Origin of the sequence: Caldimonas mangrovi, assembly GCF_023721835.1 — a bacterium.
GTDB classification, from domain to species: Bacteria; Pseudomonadota; Gammaproteobacteria; order Burkholderiales; family Burkholderiaceae_C; genus Caldimonas; species Caldimonas mangrovi.
The window spans coordinates 128,667-146,582 of record NZ_JAMKFE010000002.1 but is presented as its reverse complement, the minus strand read 5'-3'; the positions used below and the strand labels follow the sequence as shown (position 1 = coordinate 146,582).

Below are 17,916 nucleotides of genomic sequence, written 5' to 3'. Positions count from 1 at the left end.
CCCGGCGGGCGCATGGCGCCCGCAGTCCGAGGCGTTTCCCACTGGCGTCGAGCCTCCGCGTGGCCGCCAGGCCCGAGTGACGCCGCGGTTCCGGCTCCGCCGGTCCGCCAGCGTCGCCCCTTGAGGGGCGGCCGAAGGCCGTAGGGGTGGTCTAAAACAACGCCATGCTGAGCTTGCGCCGGTACTGGTCAATCACCGGATCGGCCGGGGCGGCCACCGTCTTGCCGGTCACTTCCAGCGCGCCCTTCTGCGGCGCGGCTTCCGCCGCTTTGGCCGCCGGCTTGGCCATCAGTTCAAGAACGGCCACGTAGGCCTTGCGCGCAGCCTCGTCGTTCCACTTCTTGTCGCGCATGATGATCTCGAGCAGCTCGTCCATCGCGGCCGTCCACGCCTGCGCGGCGAAGTGGCGCTGCGCCAGCTCGAAGCGGGCGTCGAAGTCGCGCTTGTTGGCCGCAATGGCCACCTGCAGCGCCTCTGCCGGCCGCCCGACGGCAGCCTTCTCGCAAGCGTCGACCCACTGGCCGAAGGCAGCAATGCGGCCGTCGATCAACGCCTTGCTCGCCACCGGCTCATAGGCCACGCGCGCGTCCGCCGTGCGCCCGGCCTGCAGCAGCAGCTTCACGTAGTCGAGCCGCGCCGCGTCGTTCGCCGGGTCGATCGCGATCGCCTCCTGCAGCCGCTCCAGCGCGCCGTCGACGTCGCCCTCGTCCGCCAGCAGCTCGGCTTCGTCGGCGGCTTCGTCGGCGACCATCTGGGCCTCGGCCGGCACGTGCTTGTCGAGGAACTGCTGGATCTGATCCTGAGGCAGCGCGCCGACGAAACCGTCGACCGGCTGGCCGTCTCGAAACATCACGCAAAACGGGATGCTGCGCACGCCGAACATCGACGACAGCTGCCCAGCGATCTCCGGCTGCTCGTCGGCGTTGAGCTTGCCGAGCACGAAGCGGCCTTCGTAATCGGCTTCCAGCGTCTCGAGCATCGGCCCCAGGGTGCGGCAGGGCCCGCACCACGGCGCCCAGATGTCCAGCAGCACCGGCTGCGTCATCGAGGCCTGCAAGACCTCGGCTTCGAAATTCTGGAGGGTGATATCGATCATGTAGCAAATCCTTCGGGCGTCAGATGGGGCCGCCAAGCCCGGGGCGCAAGCCCGCCTAAAATCACGCTTTTCCCGCACCGGAGCGCTCACTTGAGTCAGTCGCCCCTCGTCGGCGTCGTCATGGGTTCCAACAGCGATTGGGACGTCATGCGCAACGCCGCCCAGATTCTCGCCGAGTTCGGCGTCCCCTATGAGGCGCAGGTGGTCTCGGCACATCGCATGCCCGACGACATGTTCCGCTACGCCGAAAGCGCGGCCCAGCGCGGCCTGAAGGCGATCATCGCCGGGGCCGGCGGAGCCGCCCACCTGCCGGGCATGCTCGCCGCCAAGACCGCCGTGCCGGTGCTCGGCGTGCCGGTGCCGAGCAAGCACTTGCAAGGTGTCGATTCGCTGCACTCGATCGTGCAGATGCCCAAGGGCATCCCGGTGGCGACTTTCGCGATCGGCGTGGCGGGTGCGGCCAACGCCGCGCTGTTCGCCGTGGCCATGCTCGCCAACGAGAACCCGGCATTGCGCGCGCAGCTCGACGCTTTTCGTGCACGCCAGACCGACGCAGCCCGGGCGATGACGCTCGAGCCGCTGCCTGGACGGCCATGAGCCTCGCCCTGCCGCCCGCAGGGGCGAACTCCCTGCCGGAGGAACACGTGCGAAGCGCCCCGGGCAGCCCCATACTGCCGGGCGGCGCGACCCTGGGCGTGCTGGGCGGCGGCCAGCTGGGCCGCATGTTCGTGCACGCCGCTCAGGAGCTCGGCTACCACACGGTCGTGCTCGACCCGGATCCGACCAGCCCGGCCGGCCAGATCGCACACCACCACGTGCAGTGCGACTACCTCGACGCGCAAGGCCTGGCCGACCTCGCCCAGCGCTGCCATGCGGTGACCACCGAATTCGAGAATGTGCCGGCCCGTGCGCTGGCGACGCTCGCCGCCCGGCTGCCGGTGGCGCCAGGGGCCGACGCCGTCGCCGTCTGCCAGGACCGTGTGCGCGAGAAGGCTCATTTCACGGGCTGCGGCGTGCCCTGTGCGCCGCACGCGCTGATCGCCGACGAGGCGCAGCTGCAGGCGATCGACCCGGCCCTGCTGCCCGGCATCCTGAAGACCGCGAGCATGGGCTACGACGGCAAGGGCCAGGCGACCGTGCACAGCGTCGAAGCGCTCGCGGCCGCGTGGAACGAGCTGAAGCGCGTACCCTGCGTGCTCGAAAAGCGGCTCGAGCTGGCGTTCGAGGTCAGCGTGATCGTCGCGCGCAACGCCCAGGGCGAGCTGGTGCATTTCCCGTTGCAGCAGAACCTGCACCGAGGCGGCATCCTGGCGGTGACCACCGTGCCCGCCCCCGACGTGACCCCCGAGTTGCAGGCGCAGGCCGTGCGTGCCGCCGAGACGATCGCTGCGTCGATGGGCTATGTCGGCGTGCTCTGCGTCGAGTTTTTCGTGCTGGCCGACGGCACGCTGGTCGCCAACGAAATGGCGCCCCGCCCGCACAACTCCGGCCACTACACCCTCGATGCCTGCGACGTGTCGCAGTTCGACCTGCAGGTACGTGCCATGACCGGCCTGCCGCTGCCGGCTCCCCGGCTGCATTCGTCCGCGATCATGCTGAACCTGCTCGGCGACCTGTGGTTCCGCGACGGCTCCACCGATGCGGCGACGCCGCCGTGGGAGCGGGTGCTGACGCTGCCCGGCACACACCTGCACCTGTACGGCAAGCTCTCGGCGCGACCGGGCCGCAAGATGGGCCACCTGAACATCACCGGCGCCAGCGCGACGCAGGTGCGCGAAGTCGCATTGCGATGCTGCGAGCTGCTCGGGCTCGCCGCCTTCTGACCTGACGAACGACCGATACGTGGCACGCTTACTCGACGCACACAACCCGCAGCACCTGCAGCAGGCGGTGGACGCGCTCGCCGACGGCCGGCTCGTCGCCTTCCCGACCGAGACGGTCTACGGGCTGGGCGCCGACGCCGGCAGCGACGTTGCGGTGGGCCGCGTCTTCGAGGCCAAGGGCCGGCCGGCGGACCACCCGTTGATCGTGCACGTGCCCAATGTCGAGTGCGCCTACGAACTCGCCAGCGCGCTGCCGCCGGTGGCTCAGAAGCTGATAGAGGCCTTCTGGCCCGGGCCGTTGACCGTGATCGTGCCGCGCAGGCCCGGCGTGGCCGGCGCGGCCGCCGGTGGGCAGGACACGATCGGCCTGCGCTGCCCCGCACACCCGGTCGCGACGTCGCTGCTCGAAGCCTGCGCGCAGCGGGGCATCCTCGGCCTGGCGGCGCCCAGCGCCAACCTGTTCGGTCGCATCAGCCCGACCACCGCCGCGCACGTCGCGGAGGAGTTCGGCGACGATGTGCTGGTGCTCGATGGCGGCGCCTGTGAGGTCGGCATCGAATCGACCATCGTCGATTGCTCGCGCGACCGCCCGGTGTTGCTGCGGCCCGGCCTGCTGACGCGCGGCGAGATTGAGGCGGCGATCGACGAGCCCCTGCTCGAGCGCGATGCCGAGGCTCCGCGCGCGTCCGGCACGCTGGAAGCGCACTATGCGCCGCGTGCCAAGCTGCGCCTGATGAGCGCCGACATCCTGCAAACCGCATTGCAGGTGCTGGGCGAGAACCTGCCGAAGCTGGCGCTGTATTCACGCACCGTGCGTGCCCCACGCGGCATGCTGCATCGGCGCATGCCCGACGACGCGGCCAAGGCCGCGCACGAGTTGTTCGCCGTGTTGCGCGAGCTGGACGCCCAGGGCGTCTCGCTCATCTGGGTCGAAAGCCCGCCGTCCGCCCCCGAGTGGGACGGCGTGCGCGACCGGCTCGTTCGAGCGGCGGCTGCCTGAGGCCACCGTGCCAAGAAATTTCTAACGGAGTGTTCATGTTCCTGCGTTCCCCATCCTGGTTGTCGCGTGCAAGGCTCGCTTTGCTGGTCGGCACCACCGCCGCCCTCACCGCCTGCGGCGGCGAGATCCACGACCAGTTCAACCCCAACCGCATCCTGTCGGTCGGCGACGAATACAGCTACATCGACCCAGGCACCGGCGCGAAGTACTCGATCAACCGCGTCCGCTCCGACGGCTCGTTCAACTGCATCGACTACCCGCTGTGGAACCAGATCGTCGCGTCCGAGTACGGCATCCGCTTCGAGCAGTGCACGCCCTTGGACGACGATCCCGACACGAGCGGCCAGGCGCTGGCCCGCGTCGGCGCGCTCGCCGCGGACATCCAGGCGCAGCTCGACGACTTCGGCGGCTTCCGGTCCGAAGATCTGATCCTGGTGCAGGTCGGCGCCAACGACGTCTGGGAGCTGTTCAATCGCTACGCCAACGGCGAAGCGCTGGCTGACTTGGAAGAGGAAGCCCGCACGCGCGGCAGCGACCTCGCGACGCGGATCGACGACTGGACGGAACAGGGGGCACGCGTGCTGGTGCTCGACGTGATCAACCAGGGCTCGACGCCGGAAGCCGGCGCCAGCGCAGTGGCCAACGCACGCTCTCGCCTGCGCAGCCTGACCGACGCCTTCAACGATGGCCTGCGCACCGGCATCGCGGATGCAGCCAACCGACGCATCGCCTTCATGCGCGCCAACGACCGCGTGCAGAGCGCTGTCGACGACGACCTGTACAACTACGACAACCGCAGCGGGGCCGGCTGCACCGTGTCGCCGGCCACGAGCTGCACGCAGAACACGCTGGTCTCGGACCTCGACCCGGATCCCGACCGGCGCGACTACATCTTCGCGGCCGACCGCTACCTGACGTCTTCGATGAACCAGATCGTCGGCGAGGTCGCGGCCAATCTCGTCGACGATTTCCCGTTCTGACGTCACGTCTGGCGGCGCGTATACCTCAGCTTCATCGCGAGGATCGCACCCGCCAGACTCAACGTGACGACGTTGGCGGCGATGATCGGCCACTCGCCGATCATCACGCCGTAGGCCAGCCACAGCGCGATGCCGAGCGTGAAGGCGCTGTACATCCCGAGCGAGATGCCGCTGACGTCGCGCGTGCGAAAGGTCAGCCACGCCTGGGGCACGAACGAGGCCGTTGTCAGTGCGGCGGCGGTGAAGCCGAGGCCGTCGGCGAAGGCGAATGTCATGGGACGTCCTTGGCGGTCCAGTCGATCAGCGTCTCGATGGCAGCTCGTGCCGCGGGCGCGTTGGGATGGTTCACGATGGCGACCAGCACGTAGCGCTTGCCGCTCGCCGCGAGCACGTAGCCGGCCACGCCCTGCACGTCGCGCAGGGTTCCGGTCTTCAGGTGCGCGGTGCCGGCGCTCGCGGTGAAACGCTTGAGCGTGCCGTCCTGCCCAGTCACGGGCAGCGAGCTGACGAGATCCGGCATCACCGGGGCCGCCCAGGCGGACTGCAGCAGGCGGCTCAGGAAACGCACGCTGGCCCGCGCGTCGCGCGACAGGCCGGCACCATTGTCCAGCGTGACCTCCGGCGCCGGGCCCCATTTGGCCTCGATCCAGCGGCGGACGACTTCGCGCCCGGTGGCCGGCGTGCCGACGCCGCGCAGCACATGGCCCAGCGTCAGGAACAGTTGCCGGGCCATGCCGTTGTTGCTGAACTTGTTGATGTCGCGCACGACCTGGCCCAGCGGGGCCGAGGTGCTGACGGCCAGCGGCGACAGGTGGAGCGGCGCGACGCCGTCGCGCACGGTGCCACGCAGGCGCCCGCCGAGTTGCGCCCACAGGCCGGCGATCGCACGGGCGGCATAGTTCGGCGCATCGACATAGGCGAGCTGCCACGTCTTCTCGCCGCAGGCGGGGCTGTAGGCGCCATGGAAGGCGATGCGGCCGGGGTCGGTCAGCTCGGCCTTCAGCGCGGCACGCCAGTCGGCACATGGAGCCATCAGATCCAGCGGCACCGAAGGGTCCACGACCACGCCCGCCAGCGGCGGATCGACGAGCACCTGCGCAGTGCCGCGGGCTGCATCGGGAACGAAGCCCAGAGCCACTGTCTTGTAGTTGATCAGCAGCGCCTCCGGCTGCACGTTGTACGGCCGCAGCGGTTCGCCGTCGAAGGCGCCGGGGTCGACCGCGGGCACGATGAAGGCAGTGCGGTCGAGCACGATGTCGCCACGCACTTCGACGATGCCCATCTGCTGCACCCGCCGCAGCAACAACCACAGCCGCTCGAGCACCAGCTGGGGATCACCCGAACCCTTGATGTGGAGGTTGCCCTCCAGCACGCCCTCGCGAACCGCGCCGTCGGCAAATACCGGCGTGTTCCAGGTGTAGGTGGGGCCCAGCAGCTCGAGCGCGGCATAGGTCGTGATGAGCTTCATGATCGACGCCGGGTTGATGCTCGCATCGACCCGGTACGCCAGGCGCGGTATCGAGCCGTCGACCTCGATCACCTGCGCCGACAGCGCGTCGTTCGGCAAGCCTGCTCGCGCCAACGCGGCCTGCACCTCAGCGGGCAGCGACAGCGGCGCCGGTGCGGCCATTGCCGGGCCGCCCAGGAGGGCCGCCATCCACAACGCCCACCCCACCCAGGCCGCCATCGAACGAGAACGCATGACCGCGATTATCCGGGGCGCCGAGCAACGGCGAGGGTACGGAATGCACATCCCCAAGCGCCGCAGTTGGAATGGCGGCAGCTAAACTGACTGCCTGTGAACCTCTTGACGCGCTCGTGACCTCTCCCGCCACCCTGCTCGCGATCGAAACCGCCACCGAGACGATGAGCGTCGGTGTCGCGGTCGGCGACCGCGTGCTGAGCGAAGAAAGCGCGGGCGGCGCACAGGCCTCGGCACGCCTGCTGCCGGTGGTACTGAACCTGCTGGAGGCCGCGGGTGGCTTGCGCGTCCAGGATCTCGATGCCATCGCGTTCGGCCGCGGGCCCGGTGCGTTCACCGGCCTGCGCACTGCCTGCTCGGTGACACAGGGCCTGGCGTTCGGCGCCGGCCGGCCGGTGCTGCCGGTCGACACGCTGCTGGTGGTCGCCGAGGCCGCGCGCGCCGCCGACGCCGGGCACGAGGTCTGGGCGGCGCTCGATGCGCGCATGGACGAGATCTACGCGGCCCGCTACCGCTTCGATGGCCTCGACTGGCACACCGTGCACCCGCCCGCGCTGTACAGCGCCGAGGCGTTGTCACAGCGGCTCGCGTGCGAAGGCGGCGACTGCGTCGCCGGCAATGCCCTGCTGGTGCATGGCCTGCAGGTCGGCACGATGAACACCCTGCCGCACGCCGGCCCGCACGCCGGCGCGCTGATCGAACTGGGCCGCGCGGCCTGGCGCCGCGGCGAAGCCCTCGACCCTGCGCTGGCGCTGCCGCTGTACATCCGCGAGAAGATCGCGCTCACCACGGCCGAGCGCGACGCGTTGAAGCTGGCGAAGGAAGCCGCATGAACGCCGCCGTGCGCCGGCCGCAACCCGATGCTCGCGCACTGGTGCCGATGACGGTGGCCGCGCTTGCCGAGGTGCTGCCGGTGGAGCAGGCGGCGTACGAGTTCCCGTGGACGCGCGGCAATTTCATCGACTCGCTGCATGCCGGCTATCCCGCGCAGGTACTGCGCGCACCGGGTGCGAAGTTGCTCGGTTACTTCGTCGCGATGTCCGGGGTCGACGAGATGCATCTGCTGAACATCACCGTGGCGCCGGCCCACCAGGGCTGCGGACACGCGCTGTTCATGCTTGACGCAGTGCAGGCGCTGGCACGTGAGCGGCATGCCGAACAGCTGTGGCTGGAGGTGCGTGTGAGCAATGCTCGCGCGCGGCGCATCTACGAGCGCTACGGCTTTCGCAACGTGGGGCTGCGCAAGAGCTACTACCCGGCCGCGCAGGGCCTGCGAGAGGACGCCATCGTGATGAGCTTGGGCTTATGAACTGGGACCCGCGCCGCCTTGCGATGCTGCAGGAGATGGGGCTGACCGCCTGGGCGCCGCGCGACGCCGCGCCTGGCGAGGCGCCTGCGCAAGAGCCGGCTGCCGAGGCGCCGACTGCCCCGCTGGCGGCCCCCGTCGCGGTGCCGGTGGCGGCGCTGGCGCGTCGCCCCGGCGGAGTCGACCAGATGGACTGGCCCGCGCTGCGCGAGGCGGTCGCCCATTGCACCGCCTGCAAGCTGTGCAGCGGCCGGCGCAACACCGTGTTCGGCGTCGGCAACGAACGCGCCGACTGGATGATCGTCGGCGAGGCGCCGGGCGAGCAGGAAGACCTGAAGGGCGAGCCCTTCGTCGGCCAGGCCGGCAAGCTGCTCGACAACATGCTGCGTGCCGTCGGCCTCACGCGGGGCGACGCCCCGCCCGAACGCCAGGTCTTCATTGCGAACGTGCTGAAGTGCCGCCCGCCGCACAACCGCAATCCCGAGCCCGAGGAAGTCGCTCAGTGCGAGCCCTTTCTGAAGCGGCAGGTCGAGCTGGTGCGGCCGCGCATCATCCTGGCGATGGGCCGCTTCGCGGTGCAGTCGCTGCTGCAGACCAACGACGCCATCGGCAAGTTGCGCGGGCGGCTGCATCAGTACCACGGCGTGCCGGTCGTCGTGACGTATCACCCCGCCTACCTGCTGCGCAACCTGCCCGACAAGGCCAAGGGCTGGGAAGACCTGTGCCTGGCGCTGCAGACGCTGGAAGGCCGCTGAGCGCCGCCGCCGCGGCAGCGGCGCTGCAAGACCTGCGCTGGCTGCTGCTGTCGCCACCGCTGCTGGCCGATGGCCGCTACACCGCCCCGATACAGCGCTACGCCGCGCGCGATGCACGCGAGATCGAAGCCTGGCTCGATGCATTGGAGCGCGATGCCCGCCCCTTGCACGACTTTCTTCTCGCCCACGCGGCGCCACCGCTACGACTGGGCCGGTATGCCGAGCGTCTGCTGGAATTTTTCCTGCGTTGCGGGCCGACACACCGCCTGCTGGCCGCCAACCTGCCGCTGCGCCACCCGCCCGGGCAACTGCCGGGGTTGGACCACACCACGCGCGGCGAGATCGACTTTCTGCTCGAAGACCGCGAGGGTCAGGGCTGGCACTGGGAGCTGGCGGTCAAGTTTTTCCTCTGTGTCGCGCGCGGCGAGTCCGCGCAGGCGGAGGATTTCGTCGGCCCCGACCGCGCCGAGACGCTGCCCGGCAAGCTGGGCAAGCTGTTCGAGCGGCAGCTCGCGCACGAACCGCCGGCGCCGTGGAACCAGCGCCCCTGGCGGCCGGCCGCCTACACGCGCGGCTGGATGTTCTACCGGCACGACCGCCCCGCCCCGGTCTGCGAGGCCTTGGCCCCCGGACACCTGCACGGGCTGTGGGTCGATCATGGCCGTCTGGCAGAACTGCCTGACGGCCGCTATCTGGCCATGCCCCGATCGCGCTGGATGGCACCGGCCTTCACCACCGACGAGACGGCGCTCACCTCACGGGACGCCGTCGGACGGGAGATCTCTGAAGCGTGGCAGGCGGCCCCCCCGGCCGGGGCCCGGCGCTGGCCGAGCGCGCAGCTTATCGCGCTCATGGTGCCGCGCGCCGATGGCTGGCACGAGTTGCAACGCTGCTTCGTGGTCCCGGACGGCTGGTCGCCGGCCGGCGCTTGAACCCCGCACCGGCCCGCGCTTCAATGTCGGTCGCCGAGATAGCGCTTGCGCCAGAAGAACAGGCCCAGGCCGATGCCGATCGCGACCATCACCCCCACCGCCGTCCAGACCCCGGTGGTGCTGTGGATCAGCGGCAGCGTGTCGAAGTTCATGCCGAAAAAACCGGTGATCAGGTTCAGCGGCAGGAAGATGGCCGTCAGCACCGTCAGCGTGCGCATGATGTCGTTGGTGCGATTGCTCTGCGCCGAGAAGTGCATCTGCACGGCCGTCTCGGCCGAAGATTCGAGCCGGCGCACATGGGTCAGGACGCGCTCGATGTGCTCGAGGACGTCGCGCGAACGCACGCGCAGCAGCTCGCGCTCGCGCGAGGCCAGCGGGTCGCCGGCGGGCCATTCTTCCAGCGCGTCCATCCATTCCTGCACGGCGCTGCGCTGGTCCTCGCAGATGTCTTCGAGCAGGTGCAGCGTGTTGCGCGAGTCGAGCAGCACCTGCCAGCTGCGAAAGTGCCCGCGTGGGCTCAGCAGCTCGTGCTGCAGGTAGCCAAGCTGGCGTGTCAGCAGCCGGCGCAGCTCGAGGTAGCCGTCCACCATGTGGTTGACCATGCGCAGCATCTGGTCGGCGGGGCTGGTCGGCAGGCGGGTCGACGCACCGCGCACATCGCTGCCGGGCGTCATCTGCGCCAGCCGCGTCGCGAAGAACTCGCGCACCTGACAGTCGGTGGGGTGCACCGTGACCAGCACCCGGTCGAAGATCACGAAGCCGACCGGACTGGTGTCGATCGCCTCCAGCGCCCGCTTGGCGCTCGACACCGTGCCGCGTTCATCGTCGAGGAACAGCTCGCTGGTGCCGGCACCGGCCGCAAGACGGCGAAACACCATCATGTCGTACCACGAGGTGTAGTCGAAGTGCGACGGCAGCTGGTTGTTCAGCAGGTCGGAGACGTGCAGGTCGACGATCTGCCCGCCGGTCCATTGCTGCAGCAGGCCCTGGATCACGCCGAGGTTGACCTCGAACTGCCGCCTCGACGTGCCGATCCACAGGTAGCCGTGGGACGGCAGGTGCGAGGGCAGTTCGCCCAGTTTGACGAACCTCTCGGCGACGTGGAAGATCCGCATCAGCGGCGCAGGATACGCGCCGCGTCGAGCGCGAAGTACGTCAGCACCCCGTCGGCGCCGGCGCGCTTGAACGCCAGCAGCGACTCCATCATCACGGCGTCGTGGTCGAGCCAGCCGTTGGCCGCGGCCGCCTTCAGCATCGCGTACTCGCCGCTCACCTGGTAGGCGAAGGTCGGCACGCGGAATTCGTCTTTCACGCGCCGCACGATGTCGAGGTACGGCATGCCGGGCTTGACCATCACCATGTCGGCGCCTTCGGCGATGTCCATCGCCACTTCGCGCAGCGCCTCGTCGGTGTTGCCGGGGTCCATCTGGTAGACCTTCTTGTTGCTCTTGCCGAGGTTGGCCTTGGAACCCACCGCGTCACGGAACGGGCCGTAGAACGCGCTCGCGTATTTGGCGCTGTACGCCATGATGCGGGTGTGGATGGCACCCGCGGCCTCCAGCGTCGAACGAATGGCGCCGACGCGGCCGTCCATCATGTCGCTGGGCGCCACGATGTCGACCCCCGCCTCGGCCTGCACCAGCGCCTGGCGCGTCAACACGCCGACGGTCTCGTCGTTGAGGATGTAGCCGGTGTTGTCGATCAGGCCGTCCTGGCCATGCGTGGTGTAGGGGTCCAGCGCGACGTCGGTCAGCAGGCCCAGCTCGGGAAAGCGCTGCTTCAAAGCTTGCACCGCACGCGGCACGAGGCCGTCGGGGTTGAAGGCCTCGCGGCCGTCCTCGGTCTTCAGCGATGCGTCGAGCACCGGAAACAGCGCCATTACCGGGATGCCGAGCGCCAAGCATTCCTCGGCCACGGGGAACAGCCGGTCGATGCTCAGGCGCTGCACGCCGGGCATCGAAGCGACGTCCTGCGCCTGGTTGTTGCCATCGAGCACGAACACCGGGTAGATGAAGTCATCGGCCGACAGCGAGGCCTCACGCACGAGGCGGCGGGTGAAGTCGTCACGCCGCAGTCGACGGGGCCGGGCGGCGGGAAAAGCGGGCAGAGTGCGCAAGAGTGGAATCCTGTAACAAGCCGGGCAAGCATGAAAAGCTGGTGTTTTCCATGCCCTACAAACGGCTCCGAGTCAGTGAAATGAAAGCTGTGTTCTGGTAAAGTTACATGTGAATGATACGTCGCAAGGCGTTCATTCCCTGCTTTTCCTCCCTGAGCAGGTGCCTTACCGTGATGACAGCGTTAAGGCTTTGCAGCCCCAGTCCCCGCGACTGGGGCTCTTTCTTTTTTGGGCGGCTGATAGGCCTACTGCGCGGCTCCGACTGGGGCCTGCGGTGCTCGCCGTACGGGAGTACGGCTGTGCTCCTCGGCCCCATCCGGAACCGCTCGCTACGGCCTCTCAGCCACCCAAGGGCGCCTCGCGTGCTCGCGCAACACAACAAGCATGGTCTGGCAGTACGGGTGTGCGGCTGTGCTTTCTCGCCCCCCTGCAGCCGCTACGGCCTCTCGGACACTGAAAGGGCGCGACTGGCCGACCAGCGGCGATGGGATGGTAGGGGCTCGCTATCATCGCGCGATGCTCTGGGTCAAAGCGCTGCACATCGTGTTCGTCGCCAGCTGGTTCGCCGGCTTGTTCTACCTGCCGCGGATCTTCGTCAATCTGGCGATGGTGCCGGCGGACAGCCATGCTGAGCGTGAGCGGCTGTTGCTGATGGCGCACAAGCTGTACCGGTTCATGACGCCGCTGATGGCGATCGCCCTCGGTTTCGGGCTTTGGCTGTGGCTGGGCTACGGCATCGGGCGGGGCGCGGGCAACGGGTGGATGCATGCGAAGCTGGCGGTCGTGGTGTTGCTGGTGGGCTACCACGTCTACTGCGGCCGGCTGCTGCGGGAGTTCGAGCAGTTGCACAACCGGCGCAGCCACGTCTGGTACCGCTGGTTCAACGAGGCGCCGGTGATCGGCTTGCTGCTGGCCGTCGTGCTGGCGGTCGTCAAGCCGTTCTGAGGCCGGATGGCGACGCTACGGCACCGCAGCTCGCTGGTCCCGCTGGCATGGCTGTATGCGGCGTTGATCGTCTATGCCAGCCTCTATCCGTTCACCGGCTGGCGCGACCCGGGGCTGAGCCCGTGGGCCTTCGTGAGCGAACCCTGGCCGCGCTGGTGGACGCACTTCGACCTGGTTTCCAACCTGCTGGGCTATCTGCCGCTGGGCGCGCTGGCGTGCGGCGCCCTGCTGCGCGCCGGCCGTGCGCCGCTGCTGGCGGTGGCGCTCGCGCTGCTGGGCGGCGCACTGGTGTCGGGCGCGATGGAGCTGCTGCAGAACTACCTGCCGGCACGGGTGCCGTCGAACGTGGACTGGGGGCTCAACGTGGCAGGCACGCTGGCCGGCGCGCTGCTGGCCGCGCTGATGGCGACGCTGGGCTGGGCGGGCCGCTGGCAGAACCTGCGCGACCGCTGGTTCGTGCCGCAGAGCGCCGGCGGGCTGGCGCTGCTGGTGTCGTGGCCGATGGCGCTGCTGTTCCCCGCACCGGTGCCGCTCGGCGTCGGCCATGTCGGCGAGCGGCTGAAGGAAGCGATGCGACAGGCGCTCGCCGGCACGCCGTGGGACGGCTGGATCGGCCCGCCCGACCCGGTGATCGCGCCGCCGTTGCCACCGGGCATCGAACTGGTGGCGATCTCGCTCGGGCTGCTGGCGCCCTGCCTGCTCGCCGATGCGATCTCGCCGCGCAGCTGGCGCCGGCTGGTGCTGGTCGCCGGCGCGGCACTGCTCGGCTTCGGTGCGACAACGCTGTCGGCCGCCTTGAGCTTCGGGCCGCAGCATGCACTGGCCTGGGTCACGCTCGCGACCCCGCTGGGCTGGGCGGTCGGCATCGCGGCGGCACTGCTGCTGGCAGCGCTGCCCGCGCGTGCGGCCGCGGCGGTCGGGCTGGTGGTGTTGACGGCGATGATGGCGCTGGTCAACGAGGCTCCGGCCGACCCGTATTTCGCTTCCAGCCTGCAAGGCTGGGAACAGGGGCGCTTCATCCGCTTCCACGGTATCGCGCAATGGGTCGGCTGGCTGTGGCCGTATGCGGCGCTGGCCTACCTGCTCGGCCGGGTGGTCGCACGCGGCGAGAGGCCATGATGTCCGAGCCCTGCTGGGTCGAGGCCTAGAATTCACGAATGAGCTATTACGAGCGCCACATCTTCTTCTGCCTCAACAAACGCGACAACGGCGAGTCCTGCTGCGCCGATCACGACGCACAGCAGGCCTTCGATCATTGCAAGTCCCGCGTCAAGGCCGAAGGCCTGGCCGGCCCGGGCAAGGTGCGCGTCAACAAGGCCGGCTGCCTGGACCGTTGCGCGGCCGGCCCGGTGGCCGTCGTCTACCCGGAAGCGGTCTGGTACACCTATGTCGACCGGCACGACATCGACGAGATCGTCGACTCGCATCTCAAGAACGGCAAGGTGGTCGAGCGGCTGCTGACCCCACCGCACCTGGGCCGCTGACGCGATGAATTCGCAGACGGAGCGCGAGAGCTTCACCGGCCCTGCCGGCCCCCTCGAATGCGCGCTGGACGCCCCGGCCGGCGCTGCGCGCGGCGTCGCCGTGATCGCCCACCCCCATCCGCTGCACGGCGGCACGATGGACAACAAGGTGGTGCAGACCCTGGCACGGGCGTTCGTGCAGCAAGGCTGGCGCACGGTGCGCTTCAACTTCCGTGGCATCGGCGCATCGGGCGGGGCCTGGGACGAAGGCCGCGGCGAAATCGACGACATGCTGGCGGTGATGGCGCACCACCGGAACGAAGGGGAACCTCTGGCGCTCGCAGGGTTCTCTTTCGGGGCCTATGTCGCTTCGCATGCGGCGCAGCGCGTCGGGCACGAGCAGCTGGAACGGCTGGTGCTCGTCGGTCCCGCGACACGCAACTTCGAAGTGGCCGCCGTGCCGCCGCACACGCTGGTGATCCACGGCGAGCAGGACGACGTGGTGCCGCTGGCGGCAACTTTCGACTGGGCGCGCCCGCAAGGCCTGCCGGTGCTGGTCGTGCCCGGCGTCGGGCACTTCTTCCACGGGCAGTTGCCGCTGCTGAAGAACCTCGTGGTGCGTGCCCTGGCGTGAGCCGCACGTCCCTCCGCTTCCCTTTTTTGATGAAACGAATGAAAAGACTCTTCTCCCTTTGCCTGGCCGTTGCGGTCGGGCTCGGTGCCGCGGCCCACGCGCAGGCTCAGCTGCAGCCGCCCGAGGTCGCCGCGCGATCGTACTTCCTGCTCGACATGACGAGCCAGCAGGTGCTCGCGGCACGCGACCCGGACGCGCCGGCGGACCCGGCCTCGCTCACCAAGCTGATGACCGCCTACGTGGTGTTCGGTGCGATCCGCGACAAGAAGGTCGCGCGCGACCAGCTGCTGCCGGTGTCGGTGCGCGCCTGGGACGAGCGCAAGGGCGGCGCGTCGGTGATGTTCATCGAGCCGCGCATGCAGGTGTCGGTCGACGACCTGCTCAAGGGCATGATCGTGCAGTCCGGCAACGACGCCTCGGTGGCGCTGGCCGAAGGCGTCGCCGGCTCCGTCGAGGGTTTCGTGCAGCTGATGAACCGCGAAGCGCAGCGCATGGGCCTGAAGGGCACCGCGTTCAAGAACGTGACCGGCATCACCGAGCCGGGGCACGTCAGCACGGCGCGTGACCTGGCGACGATCGCGTCGCGCATCATCGTCGAGTTCCCCGACTTCTACCCGCTCTATTCGATGCGGGAGTTCCGCTTCAACAACATCACCCAGCCCAACCGCAATTTGCTGCTGCGCCGTGACCCGTCGGTCGACGGCATGAAGACCGGCTACACCGAGGCCGCCGGCTACTGCCTGGTCGCCGCCGCGCAGCGCGACTACCCGAACGGCAAGCGCCGCCTGCTCAGCGTGGTGCTGAACACCACCTCGATGGAAGCGCGTGCCAGCGAGAGCCAGAAGCTGCTGAACTGGGGCTACCAGGCGTTCGACGCGCTGAAACTGTTCGATGCCGGTCAGGCCATCGTGTCGCCGCAGGTCTGGAAGGGCACGGCCTCCGAAGCCAGGCTCGGCAGCCCGAGCCCGGTGTTCGTCACCGTGCCGAAGGGCGACGCCGACAAGATCAAGACCCAGATTGAGCGCGTCGACCCGCTGGTCGCGCCGCTGGCCAAAGGCCAGTCGGTCGGCAAGCTGAAGGTCACGTTCGGCAGCAACCTGCTGGCCGAGGTGCCGCTGGTGGTGCTCGAGCCGGTGCCGGAAAGCGGCATCTTCGGCCGGGCCTGGGATGCCATCCGGCTCTGGATCAAGTAACCTCGTCTCCCTGACCCGCCCCGCTGGAGGAAGCGACCATGCAAGCCCTGCCCGACAGCCTGTGCTACCTGAACGGCGAGTACCTGCGTCTGTGCGATGCCAAGGTGTCGGTGCTGGACCGCGGGTTCATCTTCGGCGACGGCGTCTACGAGGTCGCGCCCGTGTACGGGAAACGGTTTTTCCGTTTCCACGAGCACATGGCCAGGCTGGAACGCTCGCTGTCGAAGCTGCGCATCCCCAACCCGCACACCGAGACCGAATGGCTGGAGCGGATGCGCCGTGTGGTCGACGACTACGCCGAGCGTTACGACGCACCCGACCAGCTGCTGTACCTGCAGGTCACGCGCGGCGTCGCGCTGCGCGACCACGTGATGCCGGCGGGCCTGACGCCCACCGTCTTCATGACGACCGGCACGCTGAAGCCCGCCAGCCCCGAGCAGCGCCACCAGGGCGTGGCCTGCGTCACCGCGCGCGACTTCCGCTGGGAGCGCGGCGACATCAAGTCGATCTCGCTGCTGGGCAACGTGCTGGCGCGCCAGATCTCGGCCGACCAGGGTGCCGCCGAGACCGTCATGTTTCGCGACGGCTTCCTGACCGAGGCGTCGGCCTGCAACGTCTGGATCGTGCACGAAGGCGCGGTACTCGGCCCGCCGAAGAGCGAGCACGTGCTTGAAGGCATACGCTACGAACTGATCGCCGAACTGTGCGAGGAGCTCGGCATCGGCTTCAACCTGCGGCCGATCTCGGAGCCCGAAGTCAACGCTGCCGACGAGATCTTCCTGTCGTCGGCCACCAAGGAAGTGCTGCCGGTGACGCGGCTGGACGGCGAGCCGGTCGGCCACGGGGCAGGCAAAGGCAAACCCGGCCCCATCTATGCCCGCTTGTACGAGGCCTACCAGCGGGCCAAGGCGGAGCAGTCGCTATGACCCCGGACATCCCCCCCGAGCAGTCCCTGATCGAGTACCCGAGCGCCTTCCCGATCAAGGTGATGGGCGCCAACGTCGACGGCTTCGCGCAGGCGGTCGTCGAGGTGGCGATGCGCTTCGACCCCGGCTTCGACCCGGCGAGCGTCGAAATGCGCCCGAGCAAGGGCGCGAACTACCTGGGGCTCACGATCACCGTGACGGCGACCAGCCGCGAGCAGCTGGACGATCTGTACCGGGCACTGTCGTCGCACCCGATGGTCAAGGTGGTGCTGTAAGGCGCCAGAGCCTCACTCGGCCGGCGCGGCCTTCAGCCGCTCGTCGAGTTCCTTGACCTTGTGCGGGGCGGCCTCGTCGCCGTTCTGCGCGGCGATGTCGTACCAGTAGCGCGCGATGCGCAGGTCCTGTTCGACGCCGTAGCCCGATTCGTACATCGACCCGATCAAATACTGCGCACCGATGTCGCCGCCCTGCGCGGCCAGCCGGTACCAGTGCGCAGCCTGCGGCAGGTCTTGCGGCGTTCCGCGCCCCAGGTAGTAGGCGGTCGCCAGTGCCATCTGCGCGTCCGGGTGGCCGTGGCGTGCGGCGCGCTCGTACCACTGGACCGCGCGGTGCTGGTCGGGACGGTCGACGACGCCCAGTTCGTACACCTGCCCCAGCGCGTATTCGGACCGCACGAAGCCCTGCCGGGCCGACTGCTCCAGCAGCCGCACGGCGGCCCGCTTGTCGGGCTTCGCGGCTTCGTCGAGCACGTGCATCATCGCCAGGTTGTAGCGTCCGACCGCGCTGCCGTTGCGCGCCAACGAGCGAAAGCGCTTCTCTGCTTCCAGCAGCCGCCCGGCCTCGTAGACCGCCAGCGCGGAGGCGATCTCCTGGCGCTCGGCCAGGTATTGCTGCAGCGCCTCGGGCGTGATCAGCACGCCGGGCGATGCGGTCTGCTGGGCCTGGGCAGCGCCGGTGCCCAGCAGAACGGCCAGCATGAGGGCGCTGCTGCGCCGGAGGAAGGAACAAGCCGCCATGTACTGCTCCCGCAAGTCGATCTGGCTTC

Annotated in this window: 21 protein-coding genes; 15 read left to right on the top strand and 6 right to left on the bottom strand. The window is 69.2% G+C overall.

From position 1 onward, the window contains the following. Window positions 1–151 precede the first annotated feature (151 nt). Window positions 152–1,096 (bottom strand): tetratricopeptide repeat protein, encoded by a 945-nt coding sequence (locus M8A51_RS03270; RefSeq protein ID WP_251776697.1) that lies wholly within the window; start codon window positions 1,094–1,096, stop codon window positions 152–154. Window positions 1,097–1,216: 120 nt separating this feature from the next. Here M8A51_RS03270 and purE point away from each other — a divergent pair, with 120 nt between their 5' ends. From purE to M8A51_RS03250, 4 genes are read left to right on the top strand one after another with little or no spacing between them, the layout of a single operon-like run. After that, complete coding sequence (gene purE / locus M8A51_RS03265; protein ID WP_251777028.1) at window positions 1,217–1,693, top strand: 5-(carboxyamino)imidazole ribonucleotide mutase; 477 nt, start codon at window positions 1,217–1,219, stop codon at window positions 1,691–1,693. Continuing rightward, window positions 1,690–2,919 (top strand): 5-(carboxyamino)imidazole ribonucleotide synthase, encoded by a 1,230-nt coding sequence (locus M8A51_RS03260; protein ID WP_259371835.1) that lies wholly within the window; start codon window positions 1,690–1,692, stop codon window positions 2,917–2,919. Before purE ends, M8A51_RS03260 begins: the two co-directional genes overlap by 4 nt. A gap of 19 nt (window positions 2,920–2,938) precedes the next feature. Then, complete coding sequence (locus M8A51_RS03255) at window positions 2,939–3,919, top strand: L-threonylcarbamoyladenylate synthase (protein ID WP_251776696.1); 981 nt, start codon at window positions 2,939–2,941, stop codon at window positions 3,917–3,919. Window positions 3,920–3,954: 35 nt separating this feature from the next. Then, a complete protein-coding gene (locus M8A51_RS03250) occupies window positions 3,955–4,899 on the top strand; it encodes an SGNH/GDSL hydrolase family protein (RefSeq protein ID WP_251776695.1) in 945 nt (314 codons plus the stop codon). Window positions 4,900–4,901: 2 nt separating this feature from the next. Here the strand turns inward: M8A51_RS03250 and M8A51_RS03245 are convergent, their stop codons facing one another. Together M8A51_RS03245 and dacB are read right to left on the bottom strand one after the other, a co-directional pair. Continuing rightward, window positions 4,902–5,174, bottom strand: a complete 273-nt coding sequence (locus M8A51_RS03245) for a SemiSWEET transporter (protein WP_251776694.1) — start codon at window positions 5,172–5,174, stop codon at window positions 4,902–4,904. Beyond that, window positions 5,171–6,601 carry a D-alanyl-D-alanine carboxypeptidase/D-alanyl-D-alanine endopeptidase gene (gene dacB, locus M8A51_RS03240; RefSeq protein ID WP_251776693.1) on the bottom strand — a complete coding sequence of 477 codons (1,431 nt, stop codon included), beginning with the start codon at window positions 6,599–6,601 and terminating at the stop codon, window positions 5,171–5,173. Before dacB ends, M8A51_RS03245 begins: the two co-directional genes overlap by 4 nt. A 116-nt stretch (window positions 6,602–6,717) precedes the next feature. On the opposite strand from dacB, the gene tsaB reads away from it, so the two are divergent. The 4 genes from tsaB to M8A51_RS03220 are packed head-to-tail and all read left to right on the top strand — an operon-like array spanning window position 6,718 to window position 9,594. Next, a complete protein-coding gene (gene tsaB / locus M8A51_RS03235) occupies window positions 6,718–7,434 on the top strand; it encodes a tRNA (adenosine(37)-N6)-threonylcarbamoyltransferase complex dimerization subunit type 1 TsaB (RefSeq protein WP_251776692.1) in 717 nt (238 codons plus the stop codon). Beyond that, window positions 7,431–7,910: a ribosomal protein S18-alanine N-acetyltransferase gene (rimI, locus tag M8A51_RS03230; protein ID WP_251776691.1), complete on the top strand. Its 480-nt coding sequence runs from the start codon at window positions 7,431–7,433 to the stop codon at window positions 7,908–7,910. Before tsaB ends, rimI begins: the two co-directional genes overlap by 4 nt. Next, window positions 7,907–8,662: a uracil-DNA glycosylase gene (locus M8A51_RS03225; RefSeq protein WP_251776690.1), complete on the top strand. Its 756-nt coding sequence runs from the start codon at window positions 7,907–7,909 to the stop codon at window positions 8,660–8,662. Before rimI ends, M8A51_RS03225 begins: the two co-directional genes overlap by 4 nt. Further along, a complete protein-coding gene (locus M8A51_RS03220) occupies window positions 8,629–9,594 on the top strand; it encodes a DUF1853 family protein (RefSeq protein ID WP_251776689.1) in 966 nt (321 codons plus the stop codon). Before M8A51_RS03225 ends, M8A51_RS03220 begins: the two co-directional genes overlap by 34 nt. 20 nt (window positions 9,595–9,614) lie before the next feature. On the opposite strand, the gene M8A51_RS03215 is transcribed toward M8A51_RS03220, so the two are convergent. Together M8A51_RS03215 and hemB are read right to left on the bottom strand one after the other, a co-directional pair. Further along, window positions 9,615–10,709, bottom strand: coding sequence for a magnesium transporter CorA family protein (locus M8A51_RS03215; RefSeq protein ID WP_251776688.1), 1,095 nt, complete (start codon window positions 10,707–10,709; stop codon window positions 9,615–9,617). Beyond that, on the bottom strand, window positions 10,709–11,710 hold the full coding sequence (gene hemB / locus M8A51_RS03210) for a porphobilinogen synthase (protein WP_251776687.1): 1,002 nt from the start codon (window positions 11,708–11,710) through the stop codon (window positions 10,709–10,711). Before hemB ends, M8A51_RS03215 begins: the two co-directional genes overlap by 1 nt. 516 nt (window positions 11,711–12,226) lie before the next feature. On the opposite strand from hemB, the gene M8A51_RS03205 reads away from it, so the two are divergent. The 7 genes from M8A51_RS03205 to M8A51_RS03175 are packed head-to-tail and all read left to right on the top strand — an operon-like array spanning window position 12,227 to window position 17,146. Further along, on the top strand, window positions 12,227–12,655 hold the full coding sequence (locus M8A51_RS03205) for a CopD family protein (RefSeq protein WP_251776686.1): 429 nt from the start codon (window positions 12,227–12,229) through the stop codon (window positions 12,653–12,655). A gap of 6 nt (window positions 12,656–12,661) precedes the next feature. Next, complete coding sequence (locus M8A51_RS03200; protein WP_251776685.1) at window positions 12,662–13,774, top strand: VanZ family protein; 1,113 nt, start codon at window positions 12,662–12,664, stop codon at window positions 13,772–13,774. 38 nt (window positions 13,775–13,812) lie between these two features. After that, window positions 13,813–14,139 (top strand): (2Fe-2S) ferredoxin domain-containing protein, encoded by a 327-nt coding sequence (locus M8A51_RS03195; RefSeq protein ID WP_251776684.1) that lies wholly within the window; start codon window positions 13,813–13,815, stop codon window positions 14,137–14,139. Window positions 14,140–14,143: 4 nt separating this feature from the next. Then, the gene (locus M8A51_RS03190) at window positions 14,144–14,752 is read left to right on the top strand and encodes an alpha/beta hydrolase (protein ID WP_251776683.1); all 609 of its coding nucleotides are present in this window, start codon (window positions 14,144–14,146) and stop codon (window positions 14,750–14,752) included. A gap of 38 nt (window positions 14,753–14,790) precedes the next feature. Next, window positions 14,791–15,945, top strand: coding sequence for a D-alanyl-D-alanine carboxypeptidase family protein (locus tag M8A51_RS03185; protein ID WP_251776682.1), 1,155 nt, complete (start codon window positions 14,791–14,793; stop codon window positions 15,943–15,945). A 38-nt stretch (window positions 15,946–15,983) separates the two neighbouring features. After that, on the top strand, window positions 15,984–16,871 hold the full coding sequence (locus tag M8A51_RS03180; protein ID WP_251776681.1) for a D-amino acid aminotransferase: 888 nt from the start codon (window positions 15,984–15,986) through the stop codon (window positions 16,869–16,871). Next, window positions 16,868–17,146, top strand: a complete 279-nt coding sequence (locus tag M8A51_RS03175; protein WP_251776680.1) for a DUF493 family protein — start codon at window positions 16,868–16,870, stop codon at window positions 17,144–17,146. The genes M8A51_RS03180 and M8A51_RS03175 overlap by 4 nt, the downstream gene beginning before the upstream one ends. A 12-nt stretch (window positions 17,147–17,158) precedes the next feature. On the opposite strand, the gene M8A51_RS03170 is transcribed toward M8A51_RS03175, so the two are convergent. Further along, complete coding sequence (locus tag M8A51_RS03170) at window positions 17,159–17,848, bottom strand: tetratricopeptide repeat protein (protein WP_251776679.1); 690 nt, start codon at window positions 17,846–17,848, stop codon at window positions 17,159–17,161. Window positions 17,849–17,916 lie beyond the last annotated feature (68 nt).

Excerpts from the sequence above, each read along its gene's own strand:
- M8A51_RS03270 (WP_251776697.1), bottom strand. The coding sequence starts at position 1,096 with ATGATCGATATCACCCTCCAGAATTTCGAAGCCGAGGTCTTGCAGGCC.
- purE (WP_251777028.1), top strand. The coding sequence starts at position 1,217 with ATGGGTTCCAACAGCGATTGGGACGTCATGCGCAACGCCGCCCAGATT.
- M8A51_RS03260 (WP_259371835.1), top strand. The coding sequence starts at position 1,690 with ATGAGCCTCGCCCTGCCGCCCGCAGGGGCGAACTCCCTGCCGGAGGAA.
- M8A51_RS03250 (WP_251776695.1), top strand. The coding sequence starts at position 3,955 with ATGTTCCTGCGTTCCCCATCCTGGTTGTCGCGTGCAAGGCTCGCTTTG.
- M8A51_RS03245 (WP_251776694.1), bottom strand. The coding sequence starts at position 5,174 with ATGACATTCGCCTTCGCCGACGGCCTCGGCTTCACCGCCGCCGCACTG.
- dacB (WP_251776693.1), bottom strand. The coding sequence starts at position 6,601 with ATGCGTTCTCGTTCGATGGCGGCCTGGGTGGGGTGGGCGTTGTGGATG.
- rimI (WP_251776691.1), top strand. The coding sequence starts at position 7,431 with ATGAACGCCGCCGTGCGCCGGCCGCAACCCGATGCTCGCGCACTGGTG.
- M8A51_RS03225 (WP_251776690.1), top strand. The coding sequence starts at position 7,907 with ATGAACTGGGACCCGCGCCGCCTTGCGATGCTGCAGGAGATGGGGCTG.
- M8A51_RS03215 (WP_251776688.1), bottom strand. The coding sequence starts at position 10,709 with ATGCGGATCTTCCACGTCGCCGAGAGGTTCGTCAAACTGGGCGAACTG.
- M8A51_RS03205 (WP_251776686.1), top strand. The coding sequence starts at position 12,227 with ATGCTCTGGGTCAAAGCGCTGCACATCGTGTTCGTCGCCAGCTGGTTC.
- M8A51_RS03200 (WP_251776685.1), top strand. The coding sequence starts at position 12,662 with ATGGCGACGCTACGGCACCGCAGCTCGCTGGTCCCGCTGGCATGGCTG.
- M8A51_RS03195 (WP_251776684.1), top strand. The coding sequence starts at position 13,813 with ATGAGCTATTACGAGCGCCACATCTTCTTCTGCCTCAACAAACGCGAC.
- M8A51_RS03190 (WP_251776683.1), top strand. The coding sequence starts at position 14,144 with ATGAATTCGCAGACGGAGCGCGAGAGCTTCACCGGCCCTGCCGGCCCC.
- M8A51_RS03185 (WP_251776682.1), top strand. The coding sequence starts at position 14,791 with ATGAAAAGACTCTTCTCCCTTTGCCTGGCCGTTGCGGTCGGGCTCGGT.
- M8A51_RS03180 (WP_251776681.1), top strand. The coding sequence starts at position 15,984 with ATGCAAGCCCTGCCCGACAGCCTGTGCTACCTGAACGGCGAGTACCTG.
- M8A51_RS03175 (WP_251776680.1), top strand. The coding sequence starts at position 16,868 with ATGACCCCGGACATCCCCCCCGAGCAGTCCCTGATCGAGTACCCGAGC.
- M8A51_RS03170 (WP_251776679.1), bottom strand. The coding sequence starts at position 17,848 with ATGCTGGCCGTTCTGCTGGGCACCGGCGCTGCCCAGGCCCAGCAGACC.